The sequence below is a fragment of the Halovulum sp. GXIMD14794 genome (assembly GCF_054457455.1).
Map to the genome: position 1 here is coordinate 228,225 of NZ_JBTLNF010000008.1, position 26,176 is coordinate 254,400.

Sequence of the window (26,176 nt, forward strand, 5' to 3'; positions counted from 1 at the left end):
AGGCACCACGCAGGTGACATGATGCAGGGGCGAGACATGGTTCAGGGCAGACACATCCTGCTGATCATCGGCGGCGGCATCGCCGCCTACAAAAGCCTTGAGCTGATCCGCCTCCTGCAGAAACAGGGCGCCAGCGTCACTCCGGTCCTGACCCGCGCGGCCGAGCAGTTCGTGACGCCCCTCACCGCCGGGGCGCTGGCCGGGAACAAGTGCTTCCGTGACCTGTTCGACCTGACCGACGAGGCCGAGATGGGGCATATCGAACTGTCCCGCGCCGCCGACCTGGTGGTTGTCGCTCCCGCCACCGCCGACCTGATGGGCAAGATGGCCAACGGGCTGGCGGATGACCTTGCCTCGACCCTGCTGATGGCCACCGACAAGCGCGTGCTGATCGCGCCCGCGATGAACGTGCGCATGTGGGAGCACCCGGCGACCCGCCGCAATCTCGCGACGCTGCAAGCGGACGGCATCCTGACCGTCGGCCCCGACGAGGGGCCGATGGCCTGCGGCGAGTATGGCTTCGGCCGCATGGCCGAGCCGCCCGGCATCGTCGAGGCCGTGGCCCGCGCCCTGACCGACGGCCCGCTCAAGGGCCGCCACATCGTTGTCACCTCCGGCCCCACGCACGAGCCGATCGACCCGGTGCGCTACATCGCCAACCGGTCCTCCGGCGCGCAGGGCACCGCGATCGGCGCGGCGCTTGCGGGCATGGGGGCGGAGGTCACATTCATCACCGGCCCCGCCAGCGTGCCGCCGCCGCAGGGCGTCAAGGTCGTCCGCATCGAGACCGCCGCCCAGATGGCCGCGGCGATGGAGCAGGCCCTGCCCGCAGACGCCGCGATCTGCGCCGCCGCGGTCGCCGACTGGCACGTGGTCGGCGCGGGCAACAGCAAGCTGAAGAAGGACGGCAGCGGCAAGGCCCCGGCGCTGGAGTTCGCCGAGAACCCGGACATCCTGAAGACCGTTTCCAACCACGCCACGCAGCGCCCGCGCCTCGTCATCGGCTTCGCCGCCGAAACCGATGACGTGATCCGCCACGCGACCGAGAAACGCGCCCGCAAGGGTTGCGACTGGATTCTCGCCAACGACGTCCGGCCCGAGACCGGCATCATGGGCGGCACCGACAATGCGGTCACCCTGATCAGCGCCGACGGCGCCGAGGACTGGCCGCGCATGACCAAGGATCAGGCCGCCCGCCGGCTGGCGCACAAGATCGTCGAGGCACTGTCATGATCCGCGTCCTGCCCGAAGAAGAGGTCGAAATCCTGCGCCTCGAGGGGGCCGATCCGGCCGTGCCGCTGCCCGGCTACGAAACTGCACAGGCCGCCGGGATGGACGTCCGCGCCAATTTCGACGCGCCCCGGCGCGGCCACGGGATCACCCTGCAACCCGGCGAGCGGGCGCTGATCCCCACCGGGTTCGCCATCGCCCTGCCGCGCGGCTACGAGATGCAGGTGCGGCCCCGCTCGGGGCTGGCGCTCAAGCACGGGATCATGCTGGTCAACAGCCCCGGAACCATCGACGCGGATTATCGCGGGCCGGTGGGTGTCATCATGCTCAACGCCGGGCAGGACCCTTTCACCGTTGCCCACGGCGACCGCATTGCGCAACTGGTACTGGCGCCGGTGTTCCGCACCGTCTGGCGCAAGGTGGACGCACTGGATACCACCCAGCGCGGCGCGGGCGGGTTCGGCTCGACGGGCGTCTGATGCTGGAGATTCTCGGCCAGGGCGGCGTGCTGACGCTTGCAGTCATCGGCCTGCTGGCCTGGGGCTTCGCGCGCGTGCTCGACGGCCCGGCCTGGTCGGGCCGGGCGATCCTGCTGGCGCTGGTGCTGCTGGCGCTCGCAGGGCTGATCCTGCTGCCCGAGGACGCGCCCTTCCGGCAAAGCGTGCAAGGCTCGCTCAGCTTCGCACTGGTCGCCGCCATCGTCGCGGTGCCGGTGCTGGCCTATCGCTGGGGCTTTCGCCGCCTTCGCGCGCGCCATGCGCCGGAACCGCAACCCACGGGTATCACTGGCCGTACCGTTCTGGTCCCGGAGGCGCCGGCGCTGGCTGCCGATCTCGACCGCGCGCTGGATGCCGAGACGCCGCACCGGATCGGCCTCGTCCACCGCGCGCCCGATGGCAGCCTGCTCGCCGGGGCGAGTGTCACACTGACCGGCGCCCGCGCGACGCTCGCGCCGCTCTGGTGGGACGAAGACGCCGACACCGCGCAGGTCGTCGCGCCGCTGCTTGACGCCGCCGCGGCCGAGGCCCGGCAGCGCGGCGCGCACCTTCTGGCCGCCGAGACCAGCCAGCCCCGCATCGCCCGCGCCCTGATCGCGCTGGGCTTCACCCGGACCGAGACCGGACCCCCGCAACGCCTGATACGGGAACTGCCATGAGCTTCACCCCCGACGAGCTGGAGCGCTACGCCCGCCACATCGTCCTGCGCGAGGTCGGCGGCATGGGGCAGCGCAAGCTGTCCGAGGCCACCGTCGCGGTGATCGGGGCAGGGGGGCTGGGCAGCCCGGCGCTTCTGTATCTTGCCGCTGCCGGGGTCGGGCGGCTGATCGTGATCGACGACGACCACGTGAGCCTGTCGAACCTGCAGCGCCAGGTGCTCCATACCACCGCGCGCGTCGGCATGGCCAAGACCGACAGCGCCGCCGAGACGATCCGCGCGCTCAACCCGCACGTCACCGTCGAGGGCCGGCCCGAGCGCCTGACCGGGGACAACGCCGCCCGCCTGCTGGACGGCGCGCAACTGGTGCTGGACGGCTCGGACAGTTTCGCCACCCGCGCAGCGGTCAACGCCGCCTGCGTGGCGCTGGGCCTGCCGCTGATCTCGGGCGCCATCGCGCAATGGGAGGGGCAGATCTCGCTGTTCCACCCGGCCAGCGGCCTGCCCTGCTATGCCTGCCTGTTTCCCGACCCGCCCGCGCCGGGGCAGGCCCCCAGTTGCGCCGAGGCCGGCGTCATGGGCGCGCTGCCCGGCGTCGTCGGGTCGATGATGGCGACCGAGGCGCTCAAGCATATCACCGGCGCGGGGCATACCCTGTCCGGCGAGATGCTGATCTACGACGCCCTCTGGACCGAGACCCGCAAGGTCCGCATTTCCCGCAATCCGTCCTGCAAGACCTGCGGCTAGGCGCGCAGAGCCCGCGCCGCGAAACAGCCCGGCGCGGCATAGTGTATGTGAACCTGCGCGATCTCGGGGATATTGAAAATCCGCTCCAGCGCCGGTGCGGCGGCATCGCCCGGTATGACCTCGGCCTCCAGCAGCATCTGCCCGGCATCGAAGGCCCGCAGCGACAGTACGCGCCGCGCCATGACCCCGGGCACATCCCCCGGCGCGGGCCGGGCCTGCGCGGCATTCTTGCGGACGTAGATCGCATGGCTCGCCCTGAACGGCGATGGCCCCGCAAGGTGCTCGTGGTTCAGCAGAAGGACGGTCTCGCCGATGGCGGCGTCCTCAAGGCTCACACGGCATGGATAACCGGGCGCGCTGTCCGCCATCATCCTGCGAATGCCACGGGATGTGAGGTCCGTCTCGGGCAGGGAAAAGAGCGCCGTGTATGGCGCGGGATCGAGCGCGTGGATCTGAAAGCTCATCGGATGTCTCCTGAAATTGCCAGAGACCTTATTCCCGCGCGAGGGTCTACGAGTGACCCGATCCATGCGTGTTCGTCTAGCGGGCCCACGACGCCGCACGATGTTCGAATGCTCGCGCCGCAAGCGGCTTTGCGCCATCGGACGGGGTAAAGTTGCCCGTATTGGAGGTTCGTTTCGAGCATGGGGTCACCATGCCGCGACCACGTCTACAGCTGAATCACCGGCCCGCGCCTAGCGCTCGCGGTGCGGGTTCTCGGGCTCGCTGAAGGCGGCATTGGCGCGCGCCTCGGCCTCGGCCTCCAGCAGCGCCTCGATTTCCTTCTGCTTGTGCACCTCGCCCCGCGCGTGGGCTCGCCGCGAGCGTTCCACGGCGGCATAGATCTCGTCCCGGGACTTGCTGCGCTTCCGCTCCGGCGGGGCGAGCATCTTGCCCAGCGTCTTGGGCGACAGCGTACCGCGATAGCTTTGGCCCATCGAGCGGTTGTCCCGCACCGTCGGCGGTCGGTTCAGCGCCCAGATCAGCAGGAACACCAACCCCATGACACCGACCAGCAGCCAGATCGGATCGACCTGCCGCGTCTGGTCCGCCACGCCCTGAAGCGCGGCGATCGGACCCCAGTTCCAGAACCACTCCAACGCCACCTACTCCCCTACCGTCCAGGCGGGTCTAGCAGCAGAATGTGATCAAAGCATGGACGGCACGACCTGGTCCGGCGGGCGGTGCCCGTCGGCGAAGGTCTTGATGTTGATGATCACCTTCTCGCCCATCTCCAGCCGCCCCTCGACGGTGGCCGAGCCCATGTGCGGCAGCAGGAACACGTTCGGCAGCTCGCGCAGCCGCGGGTTCACGTTATGCCCGTGCTCGTAGACGTCCAGCCCCGCGCCGGCCAGCTCTCCGGCGCGCAGCATCCGGGTCAGGGCGTTCTCGTCGATCACCTCCCCGCGCGAGGTGTTCACGACGTATGCGGTGGGCTTCATCAGTTTCAGCCGCCGCGCGTTCAGCAGATGGAAGGTCGAGGGCGTGTGCGGCGCGTTCACCGACAGGATGTCCACCCGCGCCAGCATCTGGTCGAGGCTCTCCCACCAGGTGGCCTCCAGCGCCTCTTCCTGCTCGGGGCGCAGGCGGCGGCGGGTGTGATAGTGGATCTGCAAGCCGAAAGCGCGGGCGCGCCGCGCGACGGCCTGGCCGATCTGCCCCATCCCCAGGATCCCCAGCCGCTTGCCGCCGATCCGGTGGCCCATCAGCGCGGTGGGGGACCAGCCGGCCCACTGCCCCGACTGGATCATCTCGGCGCCTTCCTTCAGGCGGCGCGGCACGGCCAGGATCAGCGCCATGGCCATGTCGGCGGTGTCCTCGGCCAGAACGCCGGGCGTGTTGGTGACGGTGATCCCGCGGCTCAGCGCGGTCTGCACGTCGATGTGATCGAAGCCCGCACCATAGTTCGCCAGCAGCTTCAGCTCCGGCCCCGCCTGCGCCAGCAGGGCGGCGTCGATCTTGTCGGTGAGCGTCGGCACCAGCACCTCGGCGCGGCCCATCGCGTCGGCCAGCGCCTCGCGGCTCATCGGCGCATCGGTGTCGTTCAACTCGACATCGAACAGCTCATGCAGCCGCGTTTCCACCGGTTCCGGTAGCTTTCGGGTCACAATGACCTTCAATTTCCTGCCTGGCATGCCCGATCCCGTTCCCAGTTCCCGCTTGCGCGGCTATGTTTCAGGCAGTTTATGGCACGCGGGGTCGGTCCGAGAAACCCCCGGCATGAGGTGAGAGCAACGGATGCGCAGAGGCGCGCGACCCCTGATAGCGGCGCTGGCCGCCCTGTTGAGCATGGCGGCGGCAGCCCCCGCGCAACAGGAAGGCGCGCCCGGCCCGGTGACCAATCTGCCGATCCCCCGCTACGTCTCGATCAAGACATCCGAGGCGAACGTGCGGCGCGGGCCCAGCCTCAGCCACCGCATCGACTGGGTGTTCCAGCGCCGCCACCTGCCGGTACAGATCACCGCCGAATACGGCCACTGGCGCCGGGTCCGCGACATCGAGGGCGCTGGCGGCTGGGTCCACTACTCGCTGCTGTCGGGGGCACGCTACGTGCTCGTGACCGAGGATCAGGCCGCGCTGCGCCGCCGCCCGGACCCCGACGCCCAACCCGTCGCCCGGGCCGAAGCCGGGGTTGTCGCCCGCCTCGGCGACTGCGAGCGCGAATGGTGCGAGATCACCGCGGACCGCCTGACCGGCTGGGTCCGCAAGTCGGACCTCTGGGGCGTCGATCCGGACGAGATCCGCGACTAGTCCGACAGCGCGTCCAACGCCTCGGTCCGCGCAGCCTCGATCTCGGACAGAAGCTCCGCGCGCAGCGCCTCGCGGTTCATCTCCTCATCCAGCATCAGCAGCAGTTGGTCAGTGCCCACGCCTGCCGCGATCCCGCCGATCGCAGCGCCGACCGTCGCGCCTAGCGCGGTGCCGGGCCCCGGCACGATCGAGCCAGCCACGCCGCCAACCCAGCCGCCGACCACCGCGCCCGCGCCGCCGCCCGCGATCCGGGCGCCCGCGACCTTGCGCAGCGCACCCGCCGCCAACCGCACGGTGCCCTTCGCCGCCAGACGACCGGCCATCGCACCCGCGACCGCGCCAGACACACCCGCCGCACCCGTAACGGCCGCACGCCCGCGCATCCAGTCCCGGGTCGCTGCGATGTTTCCACCCGCATCCCGCACGGGCAGGGGCGGCACTACGCCCGCGCCGGTGTCCAGCATCGGTGCGCCGCGCGCATCCAGCGCGTTCTGCGCCAGCAGCGCCTCGCGGGCCCCGCGCCATTCGTCCAGCGTAGCAATCTCGGTCGTCTCGGCCAGATCCAACGCGGCCTCCAGCCCGCCGAACGGATCGCCCTCGGCCAGTCGCTCGGTCAGCTGGTCAGACAGGTAGTCTTCGAAATCCCCGGCGACCAGTTGACCCAGCCGCGCGTACTCGGCGGGCAGGCTGTAGTACCAGTCGAGGAACCCGTCGAGATTGGCCTCCATCCGGTCGAAGCCCGCGTTCACCGCTGCCGCCAGAGGCTCCGCCGCCTGGGCGAAGGCCGCGCGGCGCAGGCTGTCGAGTTCCTCCAGCGCCGCCAAAGTGCCGCCCTTGTACCAGGCGTCGCCGATCCGCTCGGCGGGCTGCATCAGCCCGGTGACGGGCCGCGCCTCGGGTGGACGCTGCGAGAGCCGCGCCTCCAGCCACCCGGCGCCCGCGAGTGCCAGCGCGGAGGCAACTACCAAAGCGCCCCCGGCCCGTGTCCATGCCCCTGCGCCGGGGGCCCCAGCCACACCCGCCGGGCGCACCGCCCGCGCCAGTTCGGCACGCGGGATCCAGAATACCGCAATGGCCGAGACCGCCGCCCAGAACAGCCCGACCGTACCTGCCACCGCCAGCAGCGCCGCGCCCGCCCGGCCCCAACTGCCAAGCGTTGCGACTTGCCCGAAGACGAACCCCTCCAGCCCGCGCCAGAGATGGCCGAGCGCCAGATACTCGCCCACAACCGCGCTTTTCGCCCCGGCCACGGCGTCGATCTGCAAGGGAGCGGTGGGCGCGCTCGTCGCCGCGCCGAGGCCGAGCCACAGCACCAACAGCACGGCAACGGTTCCCCATTTCGCCCATTTCAGCGATTGCGCCAGCGCGAACTGCGGGCGCATCTCGGCGCTCATCAGCGGAGTGATCCGGTGCAGCAGTGCGGCGAGGACGAACGGCGCGGCAGCGAGACACAGAAGCTCCGGCCCGCCACTGTGCAGCCGGTAGAGCATCGCCGAGGCGACCACGGCCACCGCCACCACGAAGCGCCCCGAAAGGCGCAGCATCCAGCCCGAGAGCAGCGCCCGCAGACGGCCATCCGGCGCGAACCGGTCCAGCAGGTGCCCCCGGTCGAGCGCCGCCGCCCAGCCGCCCTGCAGCGTGATCGGCACCGCCGTCGCGAGGATCAGCGCGACGAAGGCGACCAGGCCGAAACCTTCCAGTCCCTGCGCCAGCGCCCAAAGCGCGGCGAGCAGGATCAGGCTGGTGAGGATCGGGCGCATCGCGGTCTCCGGTCGGGAATGGGCGCAGGGTAGGAGCGTGCCGGGGGTCTCGCAAGCCTTGCGGACGGCGGTTTGTGCGGCTGGCCCGGGGACGCCTCTGGCGGGAGTATTTTGGGGGGATGAAGAAGGCTGGAGCGCGTTGAAATTTCAGGTCACGCGGGCATTAACGAAGTTTTCAGAAAGTTTTCACGTTATAAGTCATGGGCTTAAGGGGGTTTTCACGATGAAATCCCCCATTTTCACGCTGAAACCCGTCAGTCCGGCGCCAGCATGTAGCCCGCGCCGCGCACCGTCTGAAGATAACGCGGGGTCTTCGGATCGGCCTCGATCTTGCGCCGCAGACGGGTGATCTGCACGTCCACCGCCCGCTCCTGCGCCTGGCCATCGTCGCGGCCCAGATCGTGCACCAGCTGGGTCCGGCTGATCGCCTCGTTCGGACGCGCCGAGAAGATCCGCATCAATGCGCTTTCGGTGGCGGTCAGGCGGATCATCTCCTGTCCGTTCCACAGCTCTCCGCGCACCATGTCATAGCGGATCGCCCCCATCTGCAGCGTCTTCGGAGGCTCGTTCTGACCTTCGGTCCGGGGCACCCGCCGCAGGATCGCGTTGATCCTCAGCAGCAGCTCGCGCGGCTCGAAGGGTTTCGGCAAGTAGTCGTCGGCCCCCGCCTCCAGCCCCTTGATCCGGTCGTCCGCATCGCCCTTGGCGGTCAGCAGCAGGATCGGCGTCGCGATCTGGTCCGACAGCGCCCGTGTCAGCGTGAAACCGTCCTCGCCGGGCATCATCACGTCGACCACCAGCAAGTCGAACTCCAGCCCGTCCAGCAGCTTGCGGGCGTGCGCCGCATCCCGGGCGGTGCTCACCAGGTAGCCGTTCCGGGACAGGAACTTCTTAAGCAGGTCGCGTATCCGCTCGTCGTCGTCCACCACCAGGATGTGGGCGTCGGGCAGGGCGTCAGTCATTCCCGTTTCTCCAGAAGGCTTTGCATCCGGTTGCGCATCTCGGGCTCTATAATCTGTTCAAGCACCTGGCGGAACCCCTGCACCGCCTCGGGGCCCGCAGCCGAGAATGCCCGCCGCATCCGCGCCTGCTGCGCCGCCGAGAGCTTGCTTTCCAGCGCCCGCCCGGTCTCGGTCAGGGTCAGGTTCCGCTGCCGCCGATCCTGCCGCCCCACGCGGCTGGCCACCAGCCCATCCTCGACCAGCTGCCGCAGCACCCGGTTCAGCGATTGCTTGGTGACATCGAGGATCGCCAACAACTCGTTCACCGTCAGCCCCGGCCGCCGCGAGACGAAGTGCAGCACCCGGTGATGCGCCCGGCCGTAGCCATGCTCTTCGAGGATCCGGTCCGGGTCCGAGGTGAAGTCGCGATAGGCGAAGAACATCAGCTCGATTCCCTGCCGAAGCTGCTCGTCGGTCAGGAACAGAAGCTGCTCGCCGCTGCGCACGCCGGGGCGGGCGGGATGGGTCATGTGGGGCTCCGATCGTTTGGCCGGATTTTATGTCAGCCTTGTTGACTTTCCAAGGTGCGAATGTTAGCGGATTCGCAGTTTTCAGAAATATCGTGTCGCGCAGTCGGTGTTTCGCGCAACATGAGTAAATCGGAGGGAATGGTCATGGGCAGCTATGACGATCGCGACGGCACCATCTGGATGGATGGAGTCCTGACCCCCTGGCGCGAGGCGAAGGTCCACATCCTGACCCACGCACTGCACTACGGCAGCTCGGTCTTCGAGGGCGAGCGGGCCTACAACGGCAAGATCTTCAAGAGCCGCGAGCACTCGCAGCGGCTGCTCGACTCGGGCCGGATGATGGACATCCCGATCCCCTATACGCTCGAGGAGATCGAAGCCGCAAAAGCCGAGACGCTGGCCGCGTCTGGCCTTTCGGACGCCTATGTTCGCGCGCTCTGCTGGCGCGGGTCCGGCGATGACATGGGCGTCGCTTCGGCCCGCAACCCGGTGCACATGGCGGTCGCGGTCTGGGCCTGGGGCGCCTATTATGGCGATGCCAAGATGCAGGGCGCGAAGCTCGACATCTCCAAGTGGAAGCGGCCCTCGCCCGAGACCATCCCCTGCTTCGCCAAGGCGGCCGGGCTCTACATGATCTGCACCATGTCCAAGCACGCGGCCGAGGCCAAGGGCTGCTCGGATGCGCTGATGTTCGACTACCGCGGCTATGTCGCCGAAGCGACCGGGGCCAACGTCTTCTTCGTCAAGGACGGCAAGGTGCACACGCCCACGCCCGACTGCTTCCTGAACGGGATCACCCGGCAGACGGTCATCGGCATGCTGCAGGCGCGCGGTGTCGAGGTCATCGAGCGCCACATCATGCCGGACGAACTGGACGACATGGAGCAGTGCTGGCTGACTGGCACCGCGGCCGAGGTCACCCCCGTCGGCCAGATCGGCGAGCATACGTTCGAGGTCGGCACGCTGACCCGTTCGATCGCCGAGGAATACGAGAAGCTCGTCCGGGCCTGAGCAGGCGATGGTGACGCTCGAACAGCTCGCCGCCGACGCCGCCCGCCTGGGCGGTGCCGGTCGGGCGATCCTGGGGCTGGTGGGGGCACCGGCCTCGGGCAAGTCGACGCTGGCCGAACGGCTGGCGGCGGAAATCTCGGGGTCGGTGGTGCTGCCGATGGACGGGTTCCACCTGGACGACGGCATCCTCGTGCCGCGCGGTCTGCGCCCACGAAAGGGCTCGCCCGAGACCTTCGATGTCGGCGGGTTCGTCAATACCCTTAAAAGGGTGCGTGCGGGCGAGACGGTCTATGCCCCGCTCTTCGACCGCAGCCTGGAACTGGCCCGCGCCGGTGCGATCGAAATCGGCGCCGACGCCGCGCTGGTGATCGTCGAGGGCAACTGGCTGCTGCACCAGGGCGGCGGCTGGGAGGCGGTGCGCCCGCTGCTCGACGCCTGCTGGTATGTGGACGTGCCCGAGGACGAACTGGCGAAACGGCTCGCCGCCCGCTGGCGCGGCTTCGGGCTGTCCGAGGCCGAGGTGCGCGCAAAGGTGCAGGACAACGACCTGCCGAACGGAAAGCTGGTGGCTCGGGGGCGCGCCCGCGCCGACCGCGTCGTGTCGCCCGAGGTGCTCGACTGAACATCTCAGCGGATTGATGCAGGTCAAGGGCAGGCCCGCGCGAGTCGCTATCCTGATCCGCGAAAGATGGACAGGAGACACCCCCGATGACCCACGTGCCGCACGAACTCATGGAAGACTTTCCCGGCATGGGCGACCGCCTTCACCGGCTGAAGATCAGCGACCTGCACTTCGCCCGGCTCTGCGACGAGTACCACGAGCTGAACCGCGCGATTCACCGCGCCGAGACGAATGTCGAACCGACGGACGATTTCCACATCGCGGTGATGCGCAAGAACCGGATGCTGCTGAAGGACAAGATCGCCGCCCGGCTGGGAGAGCCGGACGCCGCGGCGGAAGCTGCCGAGGGCTGACTCCCGGAGGCCCAGACGCAGCTTGTACGGGCGGTTGCCGAGGTGGGGCAGCCGCCCGTCGCATTTTCGGACGCAGGAAACGCCTGCCGGCTGGCGCGGGCGCAGAGCGACCGGGCCGTGCGGGTGGGCTCGATGCCCGCCCGCGCGGCGGCCCCAACACGAGCGCCGCGCTATTCGCCGATGTCCTCGTCCCAGAGTTCCGGATGCGCCGAGATGAAGTCACGCATCATCTCGATGCACGCGGGATCGTTCAGGACCGTCACCTCGATACCGCGCGAACGCAGGAATTCCTCGTTGCCGCCGAAGTTCTGGTTTTCGGCGATCACGACGCGCGGAATGCCGAACTGAACGATCGTTCCCGCGCACATCATGCAGGGGGAGAGCGTGGTGAACAGCGTCATCTTTCCATAGTCGCGGCGGCGTCCGCAGTTCTCGATCGCTGCCATCTCGCCGTGCAGGATCTGGCTGCCGCGCTGGACCCGCTGGTTGTGACCCGCGGCGATCACCGCGCCGTCGATCATCAACGACGAGCCGATCGGAATGCCGCCTTCGGCCAACCCCTTGCGGGCCTCCTCGACTGCTGCCGCCAGACCGGCCTTCGTATTTTCGTCCATGTGCATCCCACGCTCCTGTCGTTGCCGCGGCTCAGCATCGCCGGGAGCAGAGGGACTCGCAAGGGATGCCGTCGTTGTCGCCGTCGCGTGCGGTGTCGCCGCAGACCAGCAGCGCGTGGCAGGCCTCGGCGCACGAGCGCATCCGCCCGCAGGTCTTCCGCGAGCAGGTGAAGCTTTGCGCCATCTGCAGTTCGGGGGCGTTCAGCGCCTGCAGCCGTTCCGAGACGGGGCCGGCCTGCGCGCTTGTCGAAAGGATCAGAAACAGGATCAGTGTCCGCATGGGTGGAATCGCCTTGCTCAAAATGCAATGCCATCCCGATAGGCAGCCAATCCGGCGGAATTAAGGAATTGTTAACCATGTGCGCGGCGCGAAAGATCATCATCGACACCGATCCCGGCCAGGACGACGCTGTCGCGATCCTGCTGGCGCTGGCCTCGCCCGAGCTCGAGGTGCTGGGCATCACCGCCGTCGCCGGGAACGTCCCGCTGCACCTGACGCAGGTGAACGTACGCAAGATCTGCGAACTGGCGGGACGGTCCGACATGCCGGTCTTCGCCGGTGCCATCCGGCCGTTGGTACGGGATCTCGTGACGGCGGAATACGTGCACGGCAAGAGCGGCCTCGACGGCCCGGACCTGCCCGCGCCGACCATGCCTCTGCAGCCGCAGCACGGTGTCGATTTCATCGTCGAGACCCTGCGCGCCACGCCCGAGGGCGTCACGCTCTGCGCGCTGGGTCCGCTGACCAATATCGCGCTGGCGATCAACCGCGCGCCCGACATCCTGCCACGGATCGATCGGATCGTGGCGATGGGCGGCGGCTTCTTCGAGGGCGGCAACACCACGCCCGCCGCCGAGTTCAACATCTACGTCGATCCGCATGCCGCCGACGTGGTCTTCCGCTGCGGCCGCCCGGTGACGCTGCTGCCGCTGGACCTGACGCACCAGTGCCTGACCACCCGCGCCCGCGTCGCACGTTTCCGCGAGTTGGGCACGCCGGTGGGCACAGCAACGGCCGAGCTGCTGGATTTCTTCGAGCGCTTCGACGAGGAGAAATACGGCACCGACGGCGGCCCGCTGCACGATCCCAACGTGATCGCCTGGATGCTGAAGCCCGAGCTTTACGAGGGGCGCGAGGTCAATCTCATGGTCGAGACGGGTTCCGAGCTGACCATGGGCATGACCGTGGTCGACTGGTGGGGCGTCACCGGGCGCGCGCCCAACGTGCTCTACCTGCGCGACGTGGACAGCGACGGATTCTACGATCTGCTGGTCGAGCGGCTGGCCCGGTTGCCGCTCTAGCGGCGTCGCTTGCCGGTCACGCACTACGACAGTTTCGCGACCCTGGCCCGCAAGGCTTGAGAAAACGGCCCTCAGCGACTACCTTTCGGTTACTGAAGCCGGGAAACCGGCGCTTTATTGGAGGCAAAGTTCTGTCGGAACGTGTAGATGCAGCGCCTGCCGCTGCGACACCGCGTGAAATGACCACCCCGGCCGGGCCGGGCGCGCGGGACACCGCCCTTCTGAACCTGATCCTGACATCGCTGGACGATGACAAGGCCGAGGACGTGATATCCATCGACCTCGCCGGGAAGTCCGAAGTCGCCGACCACATGGTCGTCGCCTCGGGCCGGTCGTCGCGCCAGGTGACCGCGATGGCCGAGAAACTGGCCGACCGGTTGAAGCAGGCGACGGGACAGAGCGTGCGGATCGAAGGTAAGGACACCGGAGACTGGGTGCTGATCGATTGCGGCGACGCCATCGTTCACCTGTTCCGTCCCGAGGTTCGTGACTTCTACCAGCTGGAGAAGATGTGGCTGTCGCCCGAAGAGCAGCGCAAGCGCGCCCCGCTCGACGCCTGATCGCCGTCTGATCCGCCTGTGAAGGTCACTATCGCCGCCGTCGGCCGGCTTCGCGCCGGCCCCGAACGCGAGTTGATCGACGACTATGCCACCCGGTTCGACCGGACCGGGCGGACGCTGGGTCTTGGTCCGTTGAACGTGGCCGAGGTCGAGCCTCGAAAGGGGCAGGGCCCCGAGGTCGAGGCGCCGCTGCTGCGCGGCGCAATCCCTGACGGCGCGGTCGTCATCGCGCTGGACGAACGCGGCAAGCTGATGACATCCCCTGAATTCGCCCGGCAACTGGGCGACTGGCGCGACCAGGGCCGCCGCGATGCGGTGTTCCTGATCGGCGGCGCGGACGGTCTGGCCAAGGACCTGCGCGGCGCTGCGGATGCGCGGCTGTCCTTCGGCAAGATGGTCTGGCCGCACATGCTGGCGCGGGTGATGCTGGCCGAACAGCTTTACCGCGCGGCCTCGATCCTGGCGGGCAGCCCTTACCACCGCGCGTGACAAGGCTTGCCAAAATGCCCGTCATGTCAGAGACTTGGGGCAGTCAGCAGTGCCCAGAGTAGCGTAGATGCCATCCGTACTCGAACAGTACCGTAGCGGCGCGCACGCGGCTGCATGGCAGGCGCTCGATACCGATTGGCAAGAAGGCCTGACCTTCCGCGCCTGGGCCGATCGTCCTTCGTCGGACGAGGTCGAGGCGCTGATGCACGAGACCTTCGGACGCGTCGCCCGCAACATCGACCTGCTGATCGAACGCCTGCGCGACACCGGCTACAGGTTCGAATGCGAAAGCGGGCGGGTTGGTCCCGCGGTGCCGCCGCGCCGCCCGGTCGCGGATCTGCGCGAGGCGGACGTGGCCGCGGCGCTGCGCCGCCGGTTCGCGGCCCTGCCGGGTCTCGAGGCCGAGCACCTGGCGCTGCCCGGTGCACTGACCTGGTTCGCCCGCATCGTCGGCACAGTCGACCTGCGCCAGCGCTTTCCGCCGCGAGGCAGGCTGGACCTGCCGGACGAGTTGGATCTGCTGGGCGAGGACGAAGACGACGATCTGCTGGAGTCGCTCGATTTCCTTGACGCGCTCGACGACGAGAGTCGGGACGACAGCCGTCTGCGAGACCTGGCCGAGGAGGACCGCGCGCCGCATCCCCACGCTGACGATCCGGTCCTGTCGCGGCTGGGCGATTGGGACCCGCTGGTGGTCGAGCCCGAGATGCTTCTGGCCGATATCCTCGACCCTGACGCCGACTGGCAGCTCGTTCCCGGCGGCGGCGTCGGCCTCGCGCCGGAATTTGCCCCCAGTTTCGAGCATAAGGCCGATGTCAGTGGCGCGGTGAACTATCACATCTACCTACCGACGGGCCGCTTCGATCCGATCGTGCATGCCGAGCGGGTGAACCTGTCGTTCTTGACCTACCTGCGCACCACCCTCTCGCGCGGCGGTTTCTTCGGCGTGCCCCGGCCCCTGCGCAAGGCCGAGGTTGCTGCGCAGGAGGTCTCGCCCGGGATCTGGCTGCCCGAACATCCGGTTTTCGCGTCGCTCGCCGCCGATATGGAGCCGTTCTAGGCCGATCCGGCATGGCGGACTTGAGGCCGGTCCGGGTGGGGGATAGGTTGCGCGCGATCCAAGCCGGAAAGGACCCCGCATGGCCACCAAACCCGTCGTCCTGTGCATCCTCGACGGATGGGGTCTGAACCCCTCGCGCGAGGCGAATGCCGTCGCCCTGGCGGATACCCCGAATTTCGATCGCATCATGCGGGACTGCCCGAACGCGACGCTGACCGCCCATGGCCCCGCCGTGGGTCTGCCCGAGGGGCAGATGGGCAATTCCGAGGTCGGGCACACGAACATCGGTGCGGGCCGGACCGTCTGGATGGATCTGCCGAAGATCGACAAGGCGATCGAGGACGGGGAGTTCGACGCGAACCCCGCGCTGGCCGAGTTCGCCGAGGCGTTGAAAGCCTCGGGCGGGACCGCGCATCTGGCGGCCCTGGCCTCGCCCGGCGGGGTGCACGCGCATCAGCGCCACATCGCCCGCGCCGCGAAGGTGCTGGCGGGGCATGGCATCCCGGTGGCGATCCACGCCTATACCGATGGCCGCGACGTTGCACCGAAGTCCGCGCGCGAGCAGTTGGCGAAGCTCGAGGCCGATCTGCCCGAGGGCGCGCGCATCGTCACCGTCTCGGGGCGGTTCTACGCCATGGACCGTGACAAGCGCTGGGATAGGGTCGAGCAGGCCTTCCTCGCCATGACCGCCGCCAAGGGGGACAAGGCCGAGAGCGCCGATGCCGCCGTCGCCGCCGCCTATGACGCGGACACGACCGACGAGTTCGTGACGCCCACGGTGATCGGCGACTATGACGGCATGAAGGACGGCGACGGCCTGCTGTTCCTCAACTTCCGCGCTGACCGCGCGCGCGAGATCCTTGCGGCGCTGGCGGACCCGGAGTTCGGCGATTTCGACGTCTCGGCCCGGCCGACGTTCGCCGCCGTCTGCGGACTGGTCGAGTATTCCGACCGGCACAACGCGTTCATGCAGGTGATGTTCCCCTCCGAGGAGATCGTGAACACGCTGGGGTCCTGGGTCGCGAAACAGGGTCTCAAGCAGTTCCGCATCGCCGAGACCGAGAAGTACCCGCACGTCACCTTCTTCCTGAACGGAGGCGTCGAGACGCCGGAAAAGGGCGAAGCGCGCTACATGGCGCCCAGTCCGAAAGTGAAGACCTATGACCTGCAGCCGCAGATGTCTGCCGAGGAGGTGACCGAGAATCTGGTCGGCGCCGTCGAAAGTGGCGAGTACGCGCTGATCGTGGTGAACTATGCCAACCCCGACATGGTAGGGCATACCGGCGATGTGGACGCCGCCATTGCCGCCTGCGAGGCGGTGGACCGGGGGCTGGGGGAATTGCTGGACGCGCTGGAAAGCGTCGGCGGCGCGGCTATCGTGACCGCAGACCACGGCAATTGCGAGATGATGATCGACCCCGAAACCGGTGGACCGCACACCGCGCACACGCTGAACCCAGTGCCGGTGATCCTTGTCGGTGGCCCCGACGGCGCGACCGTGCGGCCGGGCGGAACGCTCGCGGATCTCGCCCCGAGCCTGCTGAGCCTGATGGGTCTCGAGCAGCCCGCCGAGATGACCGGCCGCTCGCTGATCGAGGGGGCATGATGCGGCGCGCCACGGCGCTCCTGACGATCCTGCTGGCGCTTGGCACGCCCGCGCTGGCGCAGACCGGCGGTGCCCAGGGCCGGGTCGAGGCGCTGCGCGCGGCCGAGGACCGGTTGGGCGAGGCGCGGACCAGCATTGCGCAGCGCCGGGCGCTGGCCGGGGCGATCCGCGCCTACGAGGCCGCGATGCAGTCCCTTCGTCGGGACATCGGCAAGGTCGCTGCAAAGGCCCGCGCCCGCAGCCGCGCCCTGACCGAGCAGGAGGCCGAGCTGCGCCGCCTGACCGGCAGCATCGCGCGGCTGGGGCGGGTGGCCGCTCCGCTGGTGCTGACCGGCGCGCAGGATCCCCGCGACGGCGCTCGGGCGCTGATGCTGATGGAGGATGCCGCCGCCAACGTGCGCGAGCGGGCCGAGGCGTTGCGGAACGAACGCGCCGCCCTGTCGAATCTGCAGGCGCAGCAGCAGGCGCTTCTTTCGGACCTCGAGGACAGCCGCGACCGGCTGGCCGAGGTGCGCGACCGGCTGATCGAGCGGGTCGAGGAGGATCGCGTCTCGACCGGCCCTCTGCCCGATCTGGGCGAGGATGCTGCCAACCTCGCGATGCTGGCGGTCGCGCTGGAGACCACGCTGCCCGCGGACCCGGACACGGTGCCGGACGACCTTGGGCCCTATGCGACGCCGGTGGATGGGCCGCTGACCCGCGAATTCGGCACGCCCGACCCCGCGGGGCTGGAGCGGCCCGGCATCGCCATTGCCACGACCCCCGGCGCGCTGGTCACCGCGCCCGCCGAGTCGACGGTGCGCTTCACCGGCAGGCTCGACGGATACGGCGAGGTGGTGATCCTCGAGCCGCAGGAAGACGTATTGATGGTACTGTCCGGGCTTGGCACCTACCTTGTCCGCTCGGGCGAGGTGGTGGAACCTGGCGGCGTCGTGGGCTTCATGCCGGGACTGGATGAGGAGGCCCCGGACGAGGTGGGGCTGGACAGTCCGGCGGCATCTCACGAAGAATTATCCGCGCAAGGGGGCGAAGCGGGTGGCAATGCGGCCACGAAAACGCTCTATATGGAAGTGAGAGTGAACCAGAGCCCGGTCGACCCGCTGCCCTGGTTCGAGGCATTGAGATAACGACAGGGCAAGACATGAAAAAGCTGATGATTGCCGCCGTCGGCGGCGCGCTTGCAGGCTTCGTCGTCACGACGCAGTTTGCCGCCCCGATCATCGCGCAGGAGGTAGACCGGGACCGGCTCACCTATGAACAGCTGGACCTGTTCGGCGATATCTTCGAGCGCATCCGTTCGACCTATGTCGAGGACGTCGAGGAGAAGGAGCTGATCGAGAGCGCCATCAACGGCATGCTCTCGTCGCTGGATCCGCACTCCAGCTACCTGCCGCCCGACGACTATGACGACATGCGCGTGCAGACCCGCGGCGAGTTCGGCGGGCTCGGCATCGAGGTCACGCAGGAGAACGGTTTCGTCAAGGTCGTGACCCCCATCGACGATACCCCTGCCGCGCGCGCGGGCGTCGAGCCGGGCGATTACATCACCCATGTCGACGGCGAGTCGATCCTGGGTCTGACCCTGAACGAGGCGGTCGATCTGATGCGCGGCCCGGTGGGCAGCGACATCATCGTGACCATCGTGCGCGGCGAGGAGACCGAGCCGTTCGACCTGACGCTCACCCGTGACACGATCACCATCTCGGCCGTGCGCCCCCGCACCGAGGGCAATGTGGTGGTGCTTCGTGTCACCACCTTCACCGAGCAGACCTATCCGAATCTCGAAGAGGGTCTGAAAAAGCAGGTCGAGGAACTGGGCGGCATGGACAATGTCGACGGGTTCGTTCTGGACTTGCGCAACAACCCCGGCGGGCTGCTGACCCAGGCGGTGCAGGTCTCGGACGCGTTTCTCGATGCGGGCGAGATCGTCTCGACCCGGGGCCGCGATCCGCGCGACAGCGACCGCTACAACGCCGAGCCGGGCGACTTGGCCGAGGGCAAGCCGGTGGTCGTGCTGATCAACGGCGGCTCGGCCTCGGCGTCGGAGATCGTCGCCGGTGCGCTGCAGGACCACCACCGTGCGATCGTTGTGGGCACCCGCAGCTTCGGCAAGGGCTCGGTGCAGACCATCGTGCCGCTGCAGGGCAAGGGCGCGATGCGCCTGACCACCGCGCGCTACTACACGCCGTCGGGCCGCTCGATCCAGAACCTGGGCGTGCAGCCGGACGTGATCGTGGAACAGCGCCCGCCCACCGAAACCGCCGAGGGCGAGGACGGCGATACCGAGAGCAGTGCCGCGTCCGCGCGCCGCTCCGAGGCGGACTTGCGCGGGGCGCTGTCCAATGACAGCCTCTCCGAGGACGAGCTGCGCCAGCTGGAAGAAGAGCGCGAGGAGGCAGAGACCATGGCTGCCCGCCGCGACGAGGACTACCAGTTGGCCTATGCACTGGACATGATCCGGGGCCTCAACGTCCTGGCCGGCCGCGACCAGTAAGGCCGCGATGACCAGCGATCTGCCGTACCGGCCTTGCGTCGGCGTTGCGCTCTGCAACGCCGACGGCCTTCTGTTCGCGGGCGAGCGTATCGACACGCCCGGCGCCTGGCAGATGCCGCAGGGCGGCATCGACAAGGGCGAGAAGCCGCTCGAAGCGGCGCTGCGCGAGATGGAGGAAGAGATCTCCGTTCCAGCGTCCGCCGTGACCAAGCTTGCCAAGACCGAGGACTGGATTACCTATGATCTTCCGGATCACCTGATCGGAAAGGTCTGGGGCGGGAAATACCGGGGCCAGCGGCAGCGCTGGTTCCTGTTCCGGCTCGACGGGACCGACGACGCGGTGGACCTCGCGACCCGGCATCCCGAGTTCCGCACCTGGCGCTGGATGACCCCGGCGGACATGCTGACTGCGATCGTGCCTTTCAAGCGCCCGGTCTATGCACAAGTACTGGACGCCTTCGCCGGTCACCTGGCCCACCCTTGACCCCGCACGCCCCGAGGCTTAGCTCAGGGGCGCAAGCGAGGACGACCTCCCCCACTTCCGGGAAGAGCACGCGGGACGGCCCGAACGCTATCGGAGTGCATCCCATGCGCAGCACACGCGACCGCATCCGACAGGCTGTCAGCTTCGAACTGCTGGGCCTTGTCATCGTCACGCCCCTCGGGGCACTTCTGTTCGGCCACGATCCGTTCGACATCGGACTTCTGGCCGCCGCCGCCGCGACGATCGCGACGGCCTGGAACTATGTCTACAACCTGATCTTCGACCATGCGCTGCTGCGCCTGACGGGCCGCGTCCGCAAGCGTCCGATGGAGCGCGTCGTGCACGCGCTCGGCTTCGAGGGTGGTCTGCTGATCGTCTTCCTGCCCGTTGTCGCCTGGTGGCTGGGCATCTCGCTCTGGCAAGCCTTCGTGCTCGACCTGTTCTTCGCGGGCTTCTACCTCGCGTATACATTCGTTTTCACTTGGGTCTACGAGCGTATGTTCCCGATCCCCGAACCGGCCGGACAGGGCGCCTGAGCATGCAGGTGATCCAGGCCAACGGTATCGGGATACGGCACGTGCAGGACGGCACGCTTGACGGTGCGCCCGTGCTGCTGCTCCACCCGCTGGGCCTGGATCTGAGGGTTTGGGATGACTTGGTGTCACACCTGCCGCCGGACCTGCGGGTGATCCGCTGCGATCTGCGCGGCCACGGCGGCTCCGACGTGCCCGAGGGGGCGCAGGGCATGCAAAGCTATGTGCACGACACCGCCGGGCTGCTGGATGCCCTGGACGTTCAGGGCGCGGTGGTCGTGGGCCTCGGCATGGGCGGTCTGGTCGCGCAGGGACTGGCGGCGGAGCGTCCCGACCTCGTGCGTGCGTTGGTTCTCGCCTGCACTGCCGCACGGATCGGGAACGAGGCAATCTGGGCGAACCGGGCCGAGGCCGCGCGCAATCTCGGCATGGCGGCGCTGGCGGACGAGGCGATAACGCGCTGGCTTCCCGCACGCTTCCGCACAACCCGCCCCGAGGTTGCCGCGCTGTGGCGCGAGCGCCTGTTGCAGACCCCACCCGAGGGGCATGCCGGGGCCTGCGCGGCGATCGGCGGCACCGATCTTCTGACCAGCACCTCGCGCCTGCGGCTGCCTGCGATGGCGGTGGCCGGAGCCATGGACGCCGCCGTGCCCGCCGACATGGTGCGCGAGACCGCCGACCTGATTCCCGGCGCCGAGTTCCACGTTCTGCCCGGCGTCGGCCACCTGCCGCCCGTCGAAGCGCCCGAGGCATTCGCAGCGCTTCTCGACCCGTTCCTGGCGAAACACGCGCCTCCGCCCGATCTGGGCGGCGCCCAGGATCCGCCGCGCATCCTGTAGGCTCGCGGCCTGACTTCTACCAGATGTTGTGCCTGTGGCCCGGTTTCCGGGCCTCAATATCTTTGTGTCATTTCCAAGATTTTACCAGTTGATAAAAAATTGGACCTGTGGAACGCTTTCTCTGTCAAACGACTGCAGAGGAGCGCGCATGTCCGCATCGTCCCGAACCGATGGCATCGTGGCCGGCCGGCTGGACCCGGCCACGCTGGAAGCCAATTTCGCCGACCTGCATCCTCCGCTGGATCCGCACGAGGCGGCGGTGGCGGCGGATCGCTGCTATTTCTGTCATGACGCGCCCTGCATGACGGCCTGCCCCACGTCTATCGACATTCCGCTGTTCATCCGCCAAATCGCCACCGGCACGCCCGAGGCGGCGGCGAAGACGATCTTCGAGCAGAACATCCTCGGCGGCATGTGCGCCCGTGTCTGCCCGACGGAAACGCTCTGCGAAGAGGTCTGCGTGCGCGAGGTGGCCGAGGGCAAGCCGGTCATCATCGGCCAGCTTCAGCGCTATGCGACCGACACTCTGATGGCGCGAAACGAACACCCGTTCACCCGCGCCGAGCCGACCGGTAAGCGCGTTGCCGTCGTCGGGGCGGGGCCGGCCGGCCTCGCCTGTGCCCACCGGCTGGCGATGAAGGGCCATGACGTCGTGATCTACGACGCCCGGCCGAAGCCCGGCGGCCTGAACGAGTACGGCATCGCCGCCTACAAGTCGGTCGACGGCTTTGCACAGGCCGAGGTGGACTGGCTGCTGAAGATCGGCGGCATCACCCAGGAATTCGGCAAGGCGCTGGGCCGGGATCTGGATCTCGATGCGCTGCGCGAAGAGTTCGACGCCGTGTTCCTCGGCGTCGGCCTCGCGGGCGTCAACGCGCTCCGCACCAAGGGCGAGGACCGCGAGGGCGTGCAGAACGCCGTCGATTTCATTTCGAAACTGCGCCAGTCGGACAACCTGGCCGCGCTGCCCGTCGGCCGCCGCGTGGTGGTCATCGGCGGCGGCATGACCGCAATCGACGCTGCCGTACAGTCCAAGCTGCTGGGCGCCGAGGAGGTGACGATGGTCTATCGCCGCGGCCCCGAGGCGATGGCCGCCAGCAAGTTCGAGCAGGATCTCGCGACCTCCAAAGGGGTGCGGATTGTCTTCAACGCACAGCCCGTGAAGATCAAGGGCAAGAAGGACATGGACGAGCGCAAGGTCGTCTTCGCCTACACGCGCTCCGGCCCCGACGGGTTCGAGGTCACCGACGAGACCTTCGAGATCCGCGCCGACCAGGTGCTCAAGGCGATCGGCCAGACGCTCTACGATCCGCCCGAGGCGCTCAAGCTGGAGCGCGGCAAGATCCTGGTGGACACCGCCGGGCGCACTTCGGTGCAGGGTGTCTGGGCGGGCGGCGACTGCGCGCTGGGCGGCGACGACCTGACCGTCACCGCCGTGGCCGAGGGCCGCGACGCCGCCGAGGACATCCACAAGGCGCTCAGCGCGTGACCGCCGCGGCGGGATATTCCGGAACGCCGCTGGCCCGCAAGCTGGGCTACGGCACCGGCCCGGTCTGGGCCCCGGACATGCCCGCCGAGGTGCGCCGTCTGATCGAACGGGACGGCCCCCAGATCTGGGCCGAGCCTGAAACGGCCACGGACGCGCATCTGTTCGTGACCGAATATGCTACGCTGACAACACGCCTTGCGCAGGCCATGCGATGCCTGCCCGAGACCGGCATGATCTGGGTGTCCTGGCCCAAGCGGGCCTCGAAGCGGGCCACCGACGTGACCGAGGACCGGATCCGCGACGCCGCGCTTCCTTTGGGCCTGGTCGACGTCAAGGTTTGTGCCCTCGATGCCACCTGGTCCGGGCTGAAACTGGTGCTGCGCAAGGAAAACAGAACCGGGGCCAAGACAATGGCCCAATCCAACACGGAGGCTCCCAATGGCTGACCTGACCACCGACTTCGTGGGCATCAAGAGCCCCAATCCCTTCTGGCTGGCCTCGGCCCCGCCGACCGACAAGGAATACAATGTCCGCCGGGCCTTCGAGGCCGGCTGGGGCGGCGTGGTCTGGAAGACGCTGGGCCTCGACCCGCACGTGGTCAACGTCAACGGCCCGCGCTACGGCGCCGTCTGGGGCGCCGACCGCCGCCTGCTGGGCCTGAACAACATCGAACTGATCACCGACCGTCCGCTTGACGTGAACCTGCGCGAGATCAAGCAGGTCAAGCGCGACTACCCCGACCGGGCGATGGTCGTCAGCCTCATGGTCCCCTGCGAGGAGGACCCCTGGAAGTTCATCCTGCCGCTGGTCGAGGACACCGGCGCCGACGGGGTCGAGCTGAACTTCGGCTGCCCGCACGGCATGTCCGAGCGCGGCATGGGCGCGGCCGTCGGCCAGGTCCCCGAGTACATCGAGATGGTCACACGCTGGTGCAAGCAGCACACGCGGATGCCGGTCATCGTCAAGCTGACGCCGAACATCACCGACATCCGCAAGCCAGCCAAGGCCGCCAAGGATGGCGGCGCCGACGCGGTCAGCCTGATCAACACGATCAACTCGATCACCGCCGTCGATCTGGACAGTTTCGCGCCCGAGCCGACCATCGACGGCAAGGGCAGCCACGGCGGCTATTGCGGTCCGGCGGTCAAGCCGATCGCGCTGAGCATGGTCTCGGAGATCGCCCGCGATCCCGAACTGGCCGGTCTGCCGATCAGCGGCATCGGCGGCGTCACCACCTGGCGCGACGCGGCCGAGTTCATCGCGCTGGGCGCGGGCTCGGTGCAGGTCTGCACGGCGGCGATGACCTACGGCTTCAAGATCGTGCAGGAGATGATCTCGGGCCTCGAGCAATGGATGGACGAGAAGGGTCACGCCAACATCGACGCGGTGAGGGGCCGCGCGGTGCCCAACGTCACCGACTGGCAGTACCTGAACCTCAACTACATCACCAAGGCGAAGATCGACCAGGATCTCTGCATCAGCTGCGGACGCTGCTTCGCGGCATGCGAGGACACCAGCCACCAGGCCATCGCGATGAAACCGGGCCGGGTCTTCGAGGTGATCGACGAGGAATGCGTCGCCTGTAATCTCTGCGTCAACGTCTGCCCGGTCGAGAACTGCATCACGATGGAGCAGATGGCCCCCGGTACCGTTGATCCGCGCACCGGCAAGACGGTCGAGGCCGAGTACGCCAACTGGACCACGCACCCGAACAACCCGGCCGCCAAGGCGGCCGAGTGACGTGACCGGCGCGGCCGATATCGAGGCCGCGCTGCTTGCCCTGGACGCAAAAACCTGGGGCGATGTCGAAACCGCGCGCGAGGCCCTGCTGCCGCTGGGCCCCGCGATCTTTCCCGCCGCCCTGCAGGTCTATCCGCGCCTGCGCGGCTTCAAGGCCCGCACGGCGCTGGTCTACACAGCGATGAAATTCGCCCAGGTCGAACCGGATGCCGTCACCCTCGCACTGAGCGCGCTCGAGGACCGCTCCGCCCCCGTCCGCTACCGCGCCTGCATGTTGCTGTCCGTTGCCGGTCGGCGCGACACGCTCCCCGCGCTGCGCACGCTATTGCACCACCCGAAGGATGAAACGCGCGCGGACGCCGGCGCCGCGATCCGCGCCATCGAGCGGGGCAATCCGCACCTGTTCGTGGACCGCACCGGCTCGGGCCGGGTGCACCTGCACATTGGCGGACTGGTGCGCCCTGACTGACCCCGTGGACGGACCTTGCAATACGGGTCTAGGATTGCGGGCAAAATGGGGGGAAGACAATGATCGAACGGCTGGATCACATCAACCTGCGCACCACGCGCCTCGACGAGATGATCGCCTGGTATGGCGATGTGCTTGAGCTGACACCCGGTCCTCGCCCACCCTTCGATTTTCCCGGAGCCTGGCTCTACGCGGGGGATCACGCGCTGGTCCACCTGGTGGGGATCGAGCGCGAAGCGGGATCGGATCCGGACGATCTGAAGCTGGAACACGGCGCATTCAGCGCGAAAGGCTTCACGAAGCTCATCGAAAGGTTGAAGGCGCGCGGCGATCGCTATCGTACCTTCCGCGTACCCGGGTTCCCGATCGTTCAGGTAAACGTCTGGGACCCCGACGGAAATCACCTCCACGTCGATTTCGATGCCGCCGAGGTGCCTGCGGACCTGTGACGTAACGCCGCCGATTCCTTGCTGGAGTGATAAAACCCGTCGCAGACTCGGAGCCACATCGGTATATTCGAATGTGTGGTAAAGAGTGGGGGTTTTCGTATGTCCACGTATTCCGACTATTTGTTCGCGGGAATCATCGGGGTGGCGCTTTTCACGATCGTCGGGACGGCCATCTGGTCCGGTCGCCCGGATGATCCGACCGATATCGTTCCGGCGAGCAACAGTACGCAAATCGAGGAGACGGTTGCCGAGTCCCGGTGACCGATCCGCTTGAAAGGCGCGGGCGGGCGGATCTGCCCGCTGGCCCCTAGCCGCGTTTCGGCGACAATCCTCCGGTGAAAAGCTGATCCAGGTAGCGCGCGGCGTCGTGGAAATGCCCGTCCTCCGACGCGCCCAGTATGCCGCGCACCTGGACTTCGAAATCGGCGTAATGCTGGGTGGTCGCCCAGATCGAGAAGATCAGGTGATAAGGGTCCACCGGGGCGATTCTGCCCTGGCGGATCCAGTCGCGGATCACCGCAGCTTTCTCGTCCACCAGTTCCTTCAGCTGGCCCTTGACCTCGGCTTCCATCCGGGGCGCGCCCTGCAGCATCTCGTTCGCGAACAGCCGGCTTTCGCGCGGGTAGTCGCGGCTCATCTCCAGCTTGCGCAGCATGTAGGCGCGGATCTCCTTCAGCGGCTCCCCCCCGGGGTTCAGCTGGCGTAAAGGATCCAGCCAGGTGTCCAGCAACCGGCTGAGAAGCATCCGGTGGATCGCTTCCTTGCTTTCGAAATAGTAAAGCAGGTTGGGCTTCGACAGCCCGGCGGCGTCGGCGATCTGGTCCAGGGTCGCGCCGCGGAACCCGTGTTGCGAGAACACGTCCAGCGCGGCGTTCAGGATCGCCTTTGTCTTCTGCTTCTGGATGCGGGTCGGGGTCTTGTTCGCTGCGGCCCGGGCCATGTGTGCGT

Annotated in this window: 32 protein-coding genes and 1 pseudogene; 24 read left to right on the forward strand and 9 right to left on the reverse strand. The window is 68.1% G+C overall.

Translation table 11 applies throughout. The features are described 5' to 3' along the window. Positions 1 to 36 precede the first annotated feature (36 nt). The 4 genes and pseudogenes from coaBC to ACW9UR_RS20260 all read left to right on the forward strand — a co-directional run. Entirely contained in the window at positions 37 to 1,233 is a 1,197-nt protein-coding gene (gene coaBC / locus ACW9UR_RS20245; RefSeq protein WP_458918877.1) for a bifunctional phosphopantothenoylcysteine decarboxylase/phosphopantothenate--cysteine ligase CoaBC, read from the forward strand. Beyond that, the gene (gene dut / locus ACW9UR_RS20250) at positions 1,230 to 1,709 is read left to right on the forward strand and encodes a dUTP diphosphatase (protein ID WP_458918878.1); all 480 of its coding nucleotides are present in this window, start codon (positions 1,230 to 1,232) and stop codon (positions 1,707 to 1,709) included. Before coaBC ends, dut begins: the two co-directional genes overlap by 4 nt. After that, entirely contained in the window at positions 1,709 to 2,386 is a 678-nt protein-coding gene (locus tag ACW9UR_RS20255; protein WP_458918879.1) for a hypothetical protein, read from the forward strand. Before dut ends, ACW9UR_RS20255 begins: the two co-directional genes overlap by 1 nt. After that, a pseudogene (locus ACW9UR_RS20260) lies at positions 2,386 to 3,132 on the forward strand (HesA/MoeB/ThiF family protein); the annotation flags it as partial. The gene ACW9UR_RS20255 and the pseudogene ACW9UR_RS20260, both read left to right, overlap by 1 nt. Here the strand turns inward: ACW9UR_RS20260 and ACW9UR_RS20265 are convergent. The 3 genes from ACW9UR_RS20265 to ACW9UR_RS20275 form a co-directional block, all read right to left on the reverse strand. Further along, on the reverse strand, positions 3,129 to 3,596 hold the full coding sequence (locus tag ACW9UR_RS20265) for a DUF1203 domain-containing protein (protein ID WP_458918880.1): 468 nt from the start codon (positions 3,594 to 3,596) through the stop codon (positions 3,129 to 3,131). The pseudogene ACW9UR_RS20260 and the gene ACW9UR_RS20265 sit on opposite strands and share 4 nt — an antisense overlap. A gap of 231 nt (positions 3,597 to 3,827) precedes the next feature. After that, positions 3,828 to 4,238, reverse strand: a complete 411-nt coding sequence (locus ACW9UR_RS20270; RefSeq protein WP_458918881.1) for a hypothetical protein — start codon at positions 4,236 to 4,238, stop codon at positions 3,828 to 3,830. A 42-nt stretch (positions 4,239 to 4,280) separates the two neighbouring features. After that, entirely contained in the window at positions 4,281 to 5,267 is a 987-nt protein-coding gene (locus ACW9UR_RS20275) for a 2-hydroxyacid dehydrogenase (RefSeq protein WP_458918882.1), read from the reverse strand. 103 nt (positions 5,268 to 5,370) lie between these two features. Here ACW9UR_RS20275 and ACW9UR_RS20280 point away from each other — a divergent pair, with 103 nt between their 5' ends. Continuing rightward, positions 5,371 to 5,883: an SH3 domain-containing protein gene (locus ACW9UR_RS20280; protein ID WP_458918883.1), complete on the forward strand. Its 513-nt coding sequence runs from the start codon at positions 5,371 to 5,373 to the stop codon at positions 5,881 to 5,883. On the opposite strand, the gene ACW9UR_RS20285 is transcribed toward ACW9UR_RS20280, so the two are convergent. The 3 genes from ACW9UR_RS20285 to ACW9UR_RS20295 all read right to left on the reverse strand — a co-directional run bounded on the left by ACW9UR_RS20285 (position 5,880) and on the right by ACW9UR_RS20295 (position 9,114). Continuing rightward, a complete protein-coding gene (locus tag ACW9UR_RS20285) occupies positions 5,880 to 7,643 on the reverse strand; it encodes a hypothetical protein (RefSeq protein WP_458918884.1) in 1,764 nt (587 codons plus the stop codon). The two genes, ACW9UR_RS20280 and ACW9UR_RS20285, sit on opposite strands and share 4 nt — an antisense overlap. A gap of 254 nt (positions 7,644 to 7,897) precedes the next feature. Further along, positions 7,898 to 8,605: a response regulator gene (locus ACW9UR_RS20290; RefSeq protein WP_458918885.1), complete on the reverse strand. Its 708-nt coding sequence runs from the start codon at positions 8,603 to 8,605 to the stop codon at positions 7,898 to 7,900. After that, complete coding sequence (locus ACW9UR_RS20295; RefSeq protein WP_458918886.1) at positions 8,602 to 9,114, reverse strand: MarR family winged helix-turn-helix transcriptional regulator; 513 nt, start codon at positions 9,112 to 9,114, stop codon at positions 8,602 to 8,604. The genes ACW9UR_RS20290 and ACW9UR_RS20295 overlap by 4 nt, the downstream gene beginning before the upstream one ends. A gap of 144 nt (positions 9,115 to 9,258) precedes the next feature. On the opposite strand from ACW9UR_RS20295, the gene ACW9UR_RS20300 reads away from it, so the two are divergent. The 3 genes from ACW9UR_RS20300 to ACW9UR_RS20310 all read left to right on the forward strand — a co-directional run bounded on the left by ACW9UR_RS20300 (position 9,259) and on the right by ACW9UR_RS20310 (position 11,100). Beyond that, positions 9,259 to 10,125, forward strand: a complete 867-nt coding sequence (locus ACW9UR_RS20300; protein ID WP_458918979.1) for a branched-chain amino acid aminotransferase — start codon at positions 9,259 to 9,261, stop codon at positions 10,123 to 10,125. Between the two features lie 7 nt (positions 10,126 to 10,132). Then, positions 10,133 to 10,747, forward strand: coding sequence for a nucleoside/nucleotide kinase family protein (locus tag ACW9UR_RS20305; RefSeq protein ID WP_458918887.1), 615 nt, complete (start codon positions 10,133 to 10,135; stop codon positions 10,745 to 10,747). 86 nt (positions 10,748 to 10,833) lie between these two features. Next, positions 10,834 to 11,100, forward strand: coding sequence for a YdcH family protein (locus ACW9UR_RS20310; protein ID WP_458918888.1), 267 nt, complete (start codon positions 10,834 to 10,836; stop codon positions 11,098 to 11,100). Positions 11,101 to 11,270: 170 nt separating this feature from the next. Here the strand turns inward: ACW9UR_RS20310 and ACW9UR_RS20315 are convergent, their stop codons facing one another. Together ACW9UR_RS20315 and ACW9UR_RS20320 are read right to left on the reverse strand one after the other, a co-directional pair. Next, positions 11,271 to 11,714: a nucleoside deaminase gene (locus tag ACW9UR_RS20315; protein WP_458918889.1), complete on the reverse strand. Its 444-nt coding sequence runs from the start codon at positions 11,712 to 11,714 to the stop codon at positions 11,271 to 11,273. 31 nt (positions 11,715 to 11,745) lie between these two features. Further along, positions 11,746 to 11,994, reverse strand: coding sequence for an excalibur calcium-binding domain-containing protein (locus ACW9UR_RS20320; protein WP_458918890.1), 249 nt, complete (start codon positions 11,992 to 11,994; stop codon positions 11,746 to 11,748). A gap of 77 nt (positions 11,995 to 12,071) precedes the next feature. Between ACW9UR_RS20320 and ACW9UR_RS20325 the strand changes: the two genes are divergently transcribed. The 16 genes from ACW9UR_RS20325 (at position 12,072) to ACW9UR_RS20400 (ending at position 25,489) form a co-directional block, all read left to right on the forward strand. Further along, on the forward strand, positions 12,072 to 13,016 hold the full coding sequence (locus ACW9UR_RS20325; protein ID WP_458918891.1) for a nucleoside hydrolase: 945 nt from the start codon (positions 12,072 to 12,074) through the stop codon (positions 13,014 to 13,016). A gap of 179 nt (positions 13,017 to 13,195) precedes the next feature. Further along, complete coding sequence (rsfS, locus tag ACW9UR_RS20330; RefSeq protein ID WP_458918892.1) at positions 13,196 to 13,576, forward strand: ribosome silencing factor; 381 nt, start codon at positions 13,196 to 13,198, stop codon at positions 13,574 to 13,576. Between the two features lie 18 nt (positions 13,577 to 13,594). Continuing rightward, a complete protein-coding gene (gene rlmH, locus ACW9UR_RS20335; RefSeq protein ID WP_458918893.1) occupies positions 13,595 to 14,065 on the forward strand; it encodes a 23S rRNA (pseudouridine(1915)-N(3))-methyltransferase RlmH in 471 nt (156 codons plus the stop codon). A 67-nt stretch (positions 14,066 to 14,132) separates the two neighbouring features. Then, the gene (locus ACW9UR_RS20340) at positions 14,133 to 15,125 is read left to right on the forward strand and encodes a hypothetical protein (RefSeq protein WP_458918894.1); all 993 of its coding nucleotides are present in this window, start codon (positions 14,133 to 14,135) and stop codon (positions 15,123 to 15,125) included. 79 nt (positions 15,126 to 15,204) lie between these two features. Next, the gene (gene gpmI, locus ACW9UR_RS20345; RefSeq protein WP_458918895.1) at positions 15,205 to 16,731 is read left to right on the forward strand and encodes a 2,3-bisphosphoglycerate-independent phosphoglycerate mutase; all 1,527 of its coding nucleotides are present in this window, start codon (positions 15,205 to 15,207) and stop codon (positions 16,729 to 16,731) included. After that, positions 16,731 to 17,858 carry a murein hydrolase activator EnvC family protein gene (locus tag ACW9UR_RS20350; RefSeq protein ID WP_458918896.1) on the forward strand — a complete coding sequence of 376 codons (1,128 nt, stop codon included), beginning with the start codon at positions 16,731 to 16,733 and terminating at the stop codon, positions 17,856 to 17,858. Before gpmI ends, ACW9UR_RS20350 begins: the two co-directional genes overlap by 1 nt. A gap of 14 nt (positions 17,859 to 17,872) precedes the next feature. After that, positions 17,873 to 19,225 carry a S41 family peptidase gene (locus tag ACW9UR_RS20355; protein ID WP_458918897.1) on the forward strand — a complete coding sequence of 451 codons (1,353 nt, stop codon included), beginning with the start codon at positions 17,873 to 17,875 and terminating at the stop codon, positions 19,223 to 19,225. Positions 19,226 to 19,232: 7 nt separating this feature from the next. Next, a complete protein-coding gene (locus tag ACW9UR_RS20360; RefSeq protein ID WP_458918898.1) occupies positions 19,233 to 19,709 on the forward strand; it encodes an RNA pyrophosphohydrolase in 477 nt (158 codons plus the stop codon). 104 nt (positions 19,710 to 19,813) lie between these two features. Further along, the gene (locus ACW9UR_RS20365; RefSeq protein ID WP_458918899.1) at positions 19,814 to 20,245 is read left to right on the forward strand and encodes a PACE efflux transporter; all 432 of its coding nucleotides are present in this window, start codon (positions 19,814 to 19,816) and stop codon (positions 20,243 to 20,245) included. 2 nt (positions 20,246 to 20,247) lie between these two features. Next, positions 20,248 to 21,081, forward strand: coding sequence for a 3-oxoadipate enol-lactonase (gene pcaD / locus ACW9UR_RS20370; RefSeq protein WP_458918900.1), 834 nt, complete (start codon positions 20,248 to 20,250; stop codon positions 21,079 to 21,081). A 148-nt stretch (positions 21,082 to 21,229) separates the two neighbouring features. Next, entirely contained in the window at positions 21,230 to 22,570 is a 1,341-nt protein-coding gene (locus ACW9UR_RS20375; RefSeq protein ID WP_458918901.1) for an NAD(P)-dependent oxidoreductase, read from the forward strand. Beyond that, positions 22,567 to 23,016: a DUF3052 family protein gene (locus tag ACW9UR_RS20380; RefSeq protein ID WP_458918902.1), complete on the forward strand. Its 450-nt coding sequence runs from the start codon at positions 22,567 to 22,569 to the stop codon at positions 23,014 to 23,016. Before ACW9UR_RS20375 ends, ACW9UR_RS20380 begins: the two co-directional genes overlap by 4 nt. Further along, positions 23,009 to 24,310, forward strand: a complete 1,302-nt coding sequence (gene preA, locus ACW9UR_RS20385; protein ID WP_458918903.1) for an NAD-dependent dihydropyrimidine dehydrogenase subunit PreA — start codon at positions 23,009 to 23,011, stop codon at positions 24,308 to 24,310. Before ACW9UR_RS20380 ends, preA begins: the two co-directional genes overlap by 8 nt. A 1-nt stretch (position 24,311) precedes the next feature. Beyond that, positions 24,312 to 24,779 carry a HEAT repeat domain-containing protein gene (locus tag ACW9UR_RS20390; RefSeq protein WP_458918904.1) on the forward strand — a complete coding sequence of 156 codons (468 nt, stop codon included), beginning with the start codon at positions 24,312 to 24,314 and terminating at the stop codon, positions 24,777 to 24,779. A 59-nt stretch (positions 24,780 to 24,838) separates the two neighbouring features. Further along, the gene (locus ACW9UR_RS20395) at positions 24,839 to 25,228 is read left to right on the forward strand and encodes a VOC family protein (RefSeq protein WP_458918905.1); all 390 of its coding nucleotides are present in this window, start codon (positions 24,839 to 24,841) and stop codon (positions 25,226 to 25,228) included. Between the two features lie 99 nt (positions 25,229 to 25,327). Beyond that, positions 25,328 to 25,489: a hypothetical protein gene (locus tag ACW9UR_RS20400; protein WP_458918906.1), complete on the forward strand. Its 162-nt coding sequence runs from the start codon at positions 25,328 to 25,330 to the stop codon at positions 25,487 to 25,489. Between the two features lie 46 nt (positions 25,490 to 25,535). Here the strand turns inward: ACW9UR_RS20400 and ACW9UR_RS20405 are convergent, their stop codons facing one another. Further along, complete coding sequence (locus ACW9UR_RS20405) at positions 25,536 to 26,168, reverse strand: TetR family transcriptional regulator C-terminal domain-containing protein (RefSeq protein ID WP_458918907.1); 633 nt, start codon at positions 26,166 to 26,168, stop codon at positions 25,536 to 25,538. Positions 26,169 to 26,176: the final 8 nt, after the last annotated feature.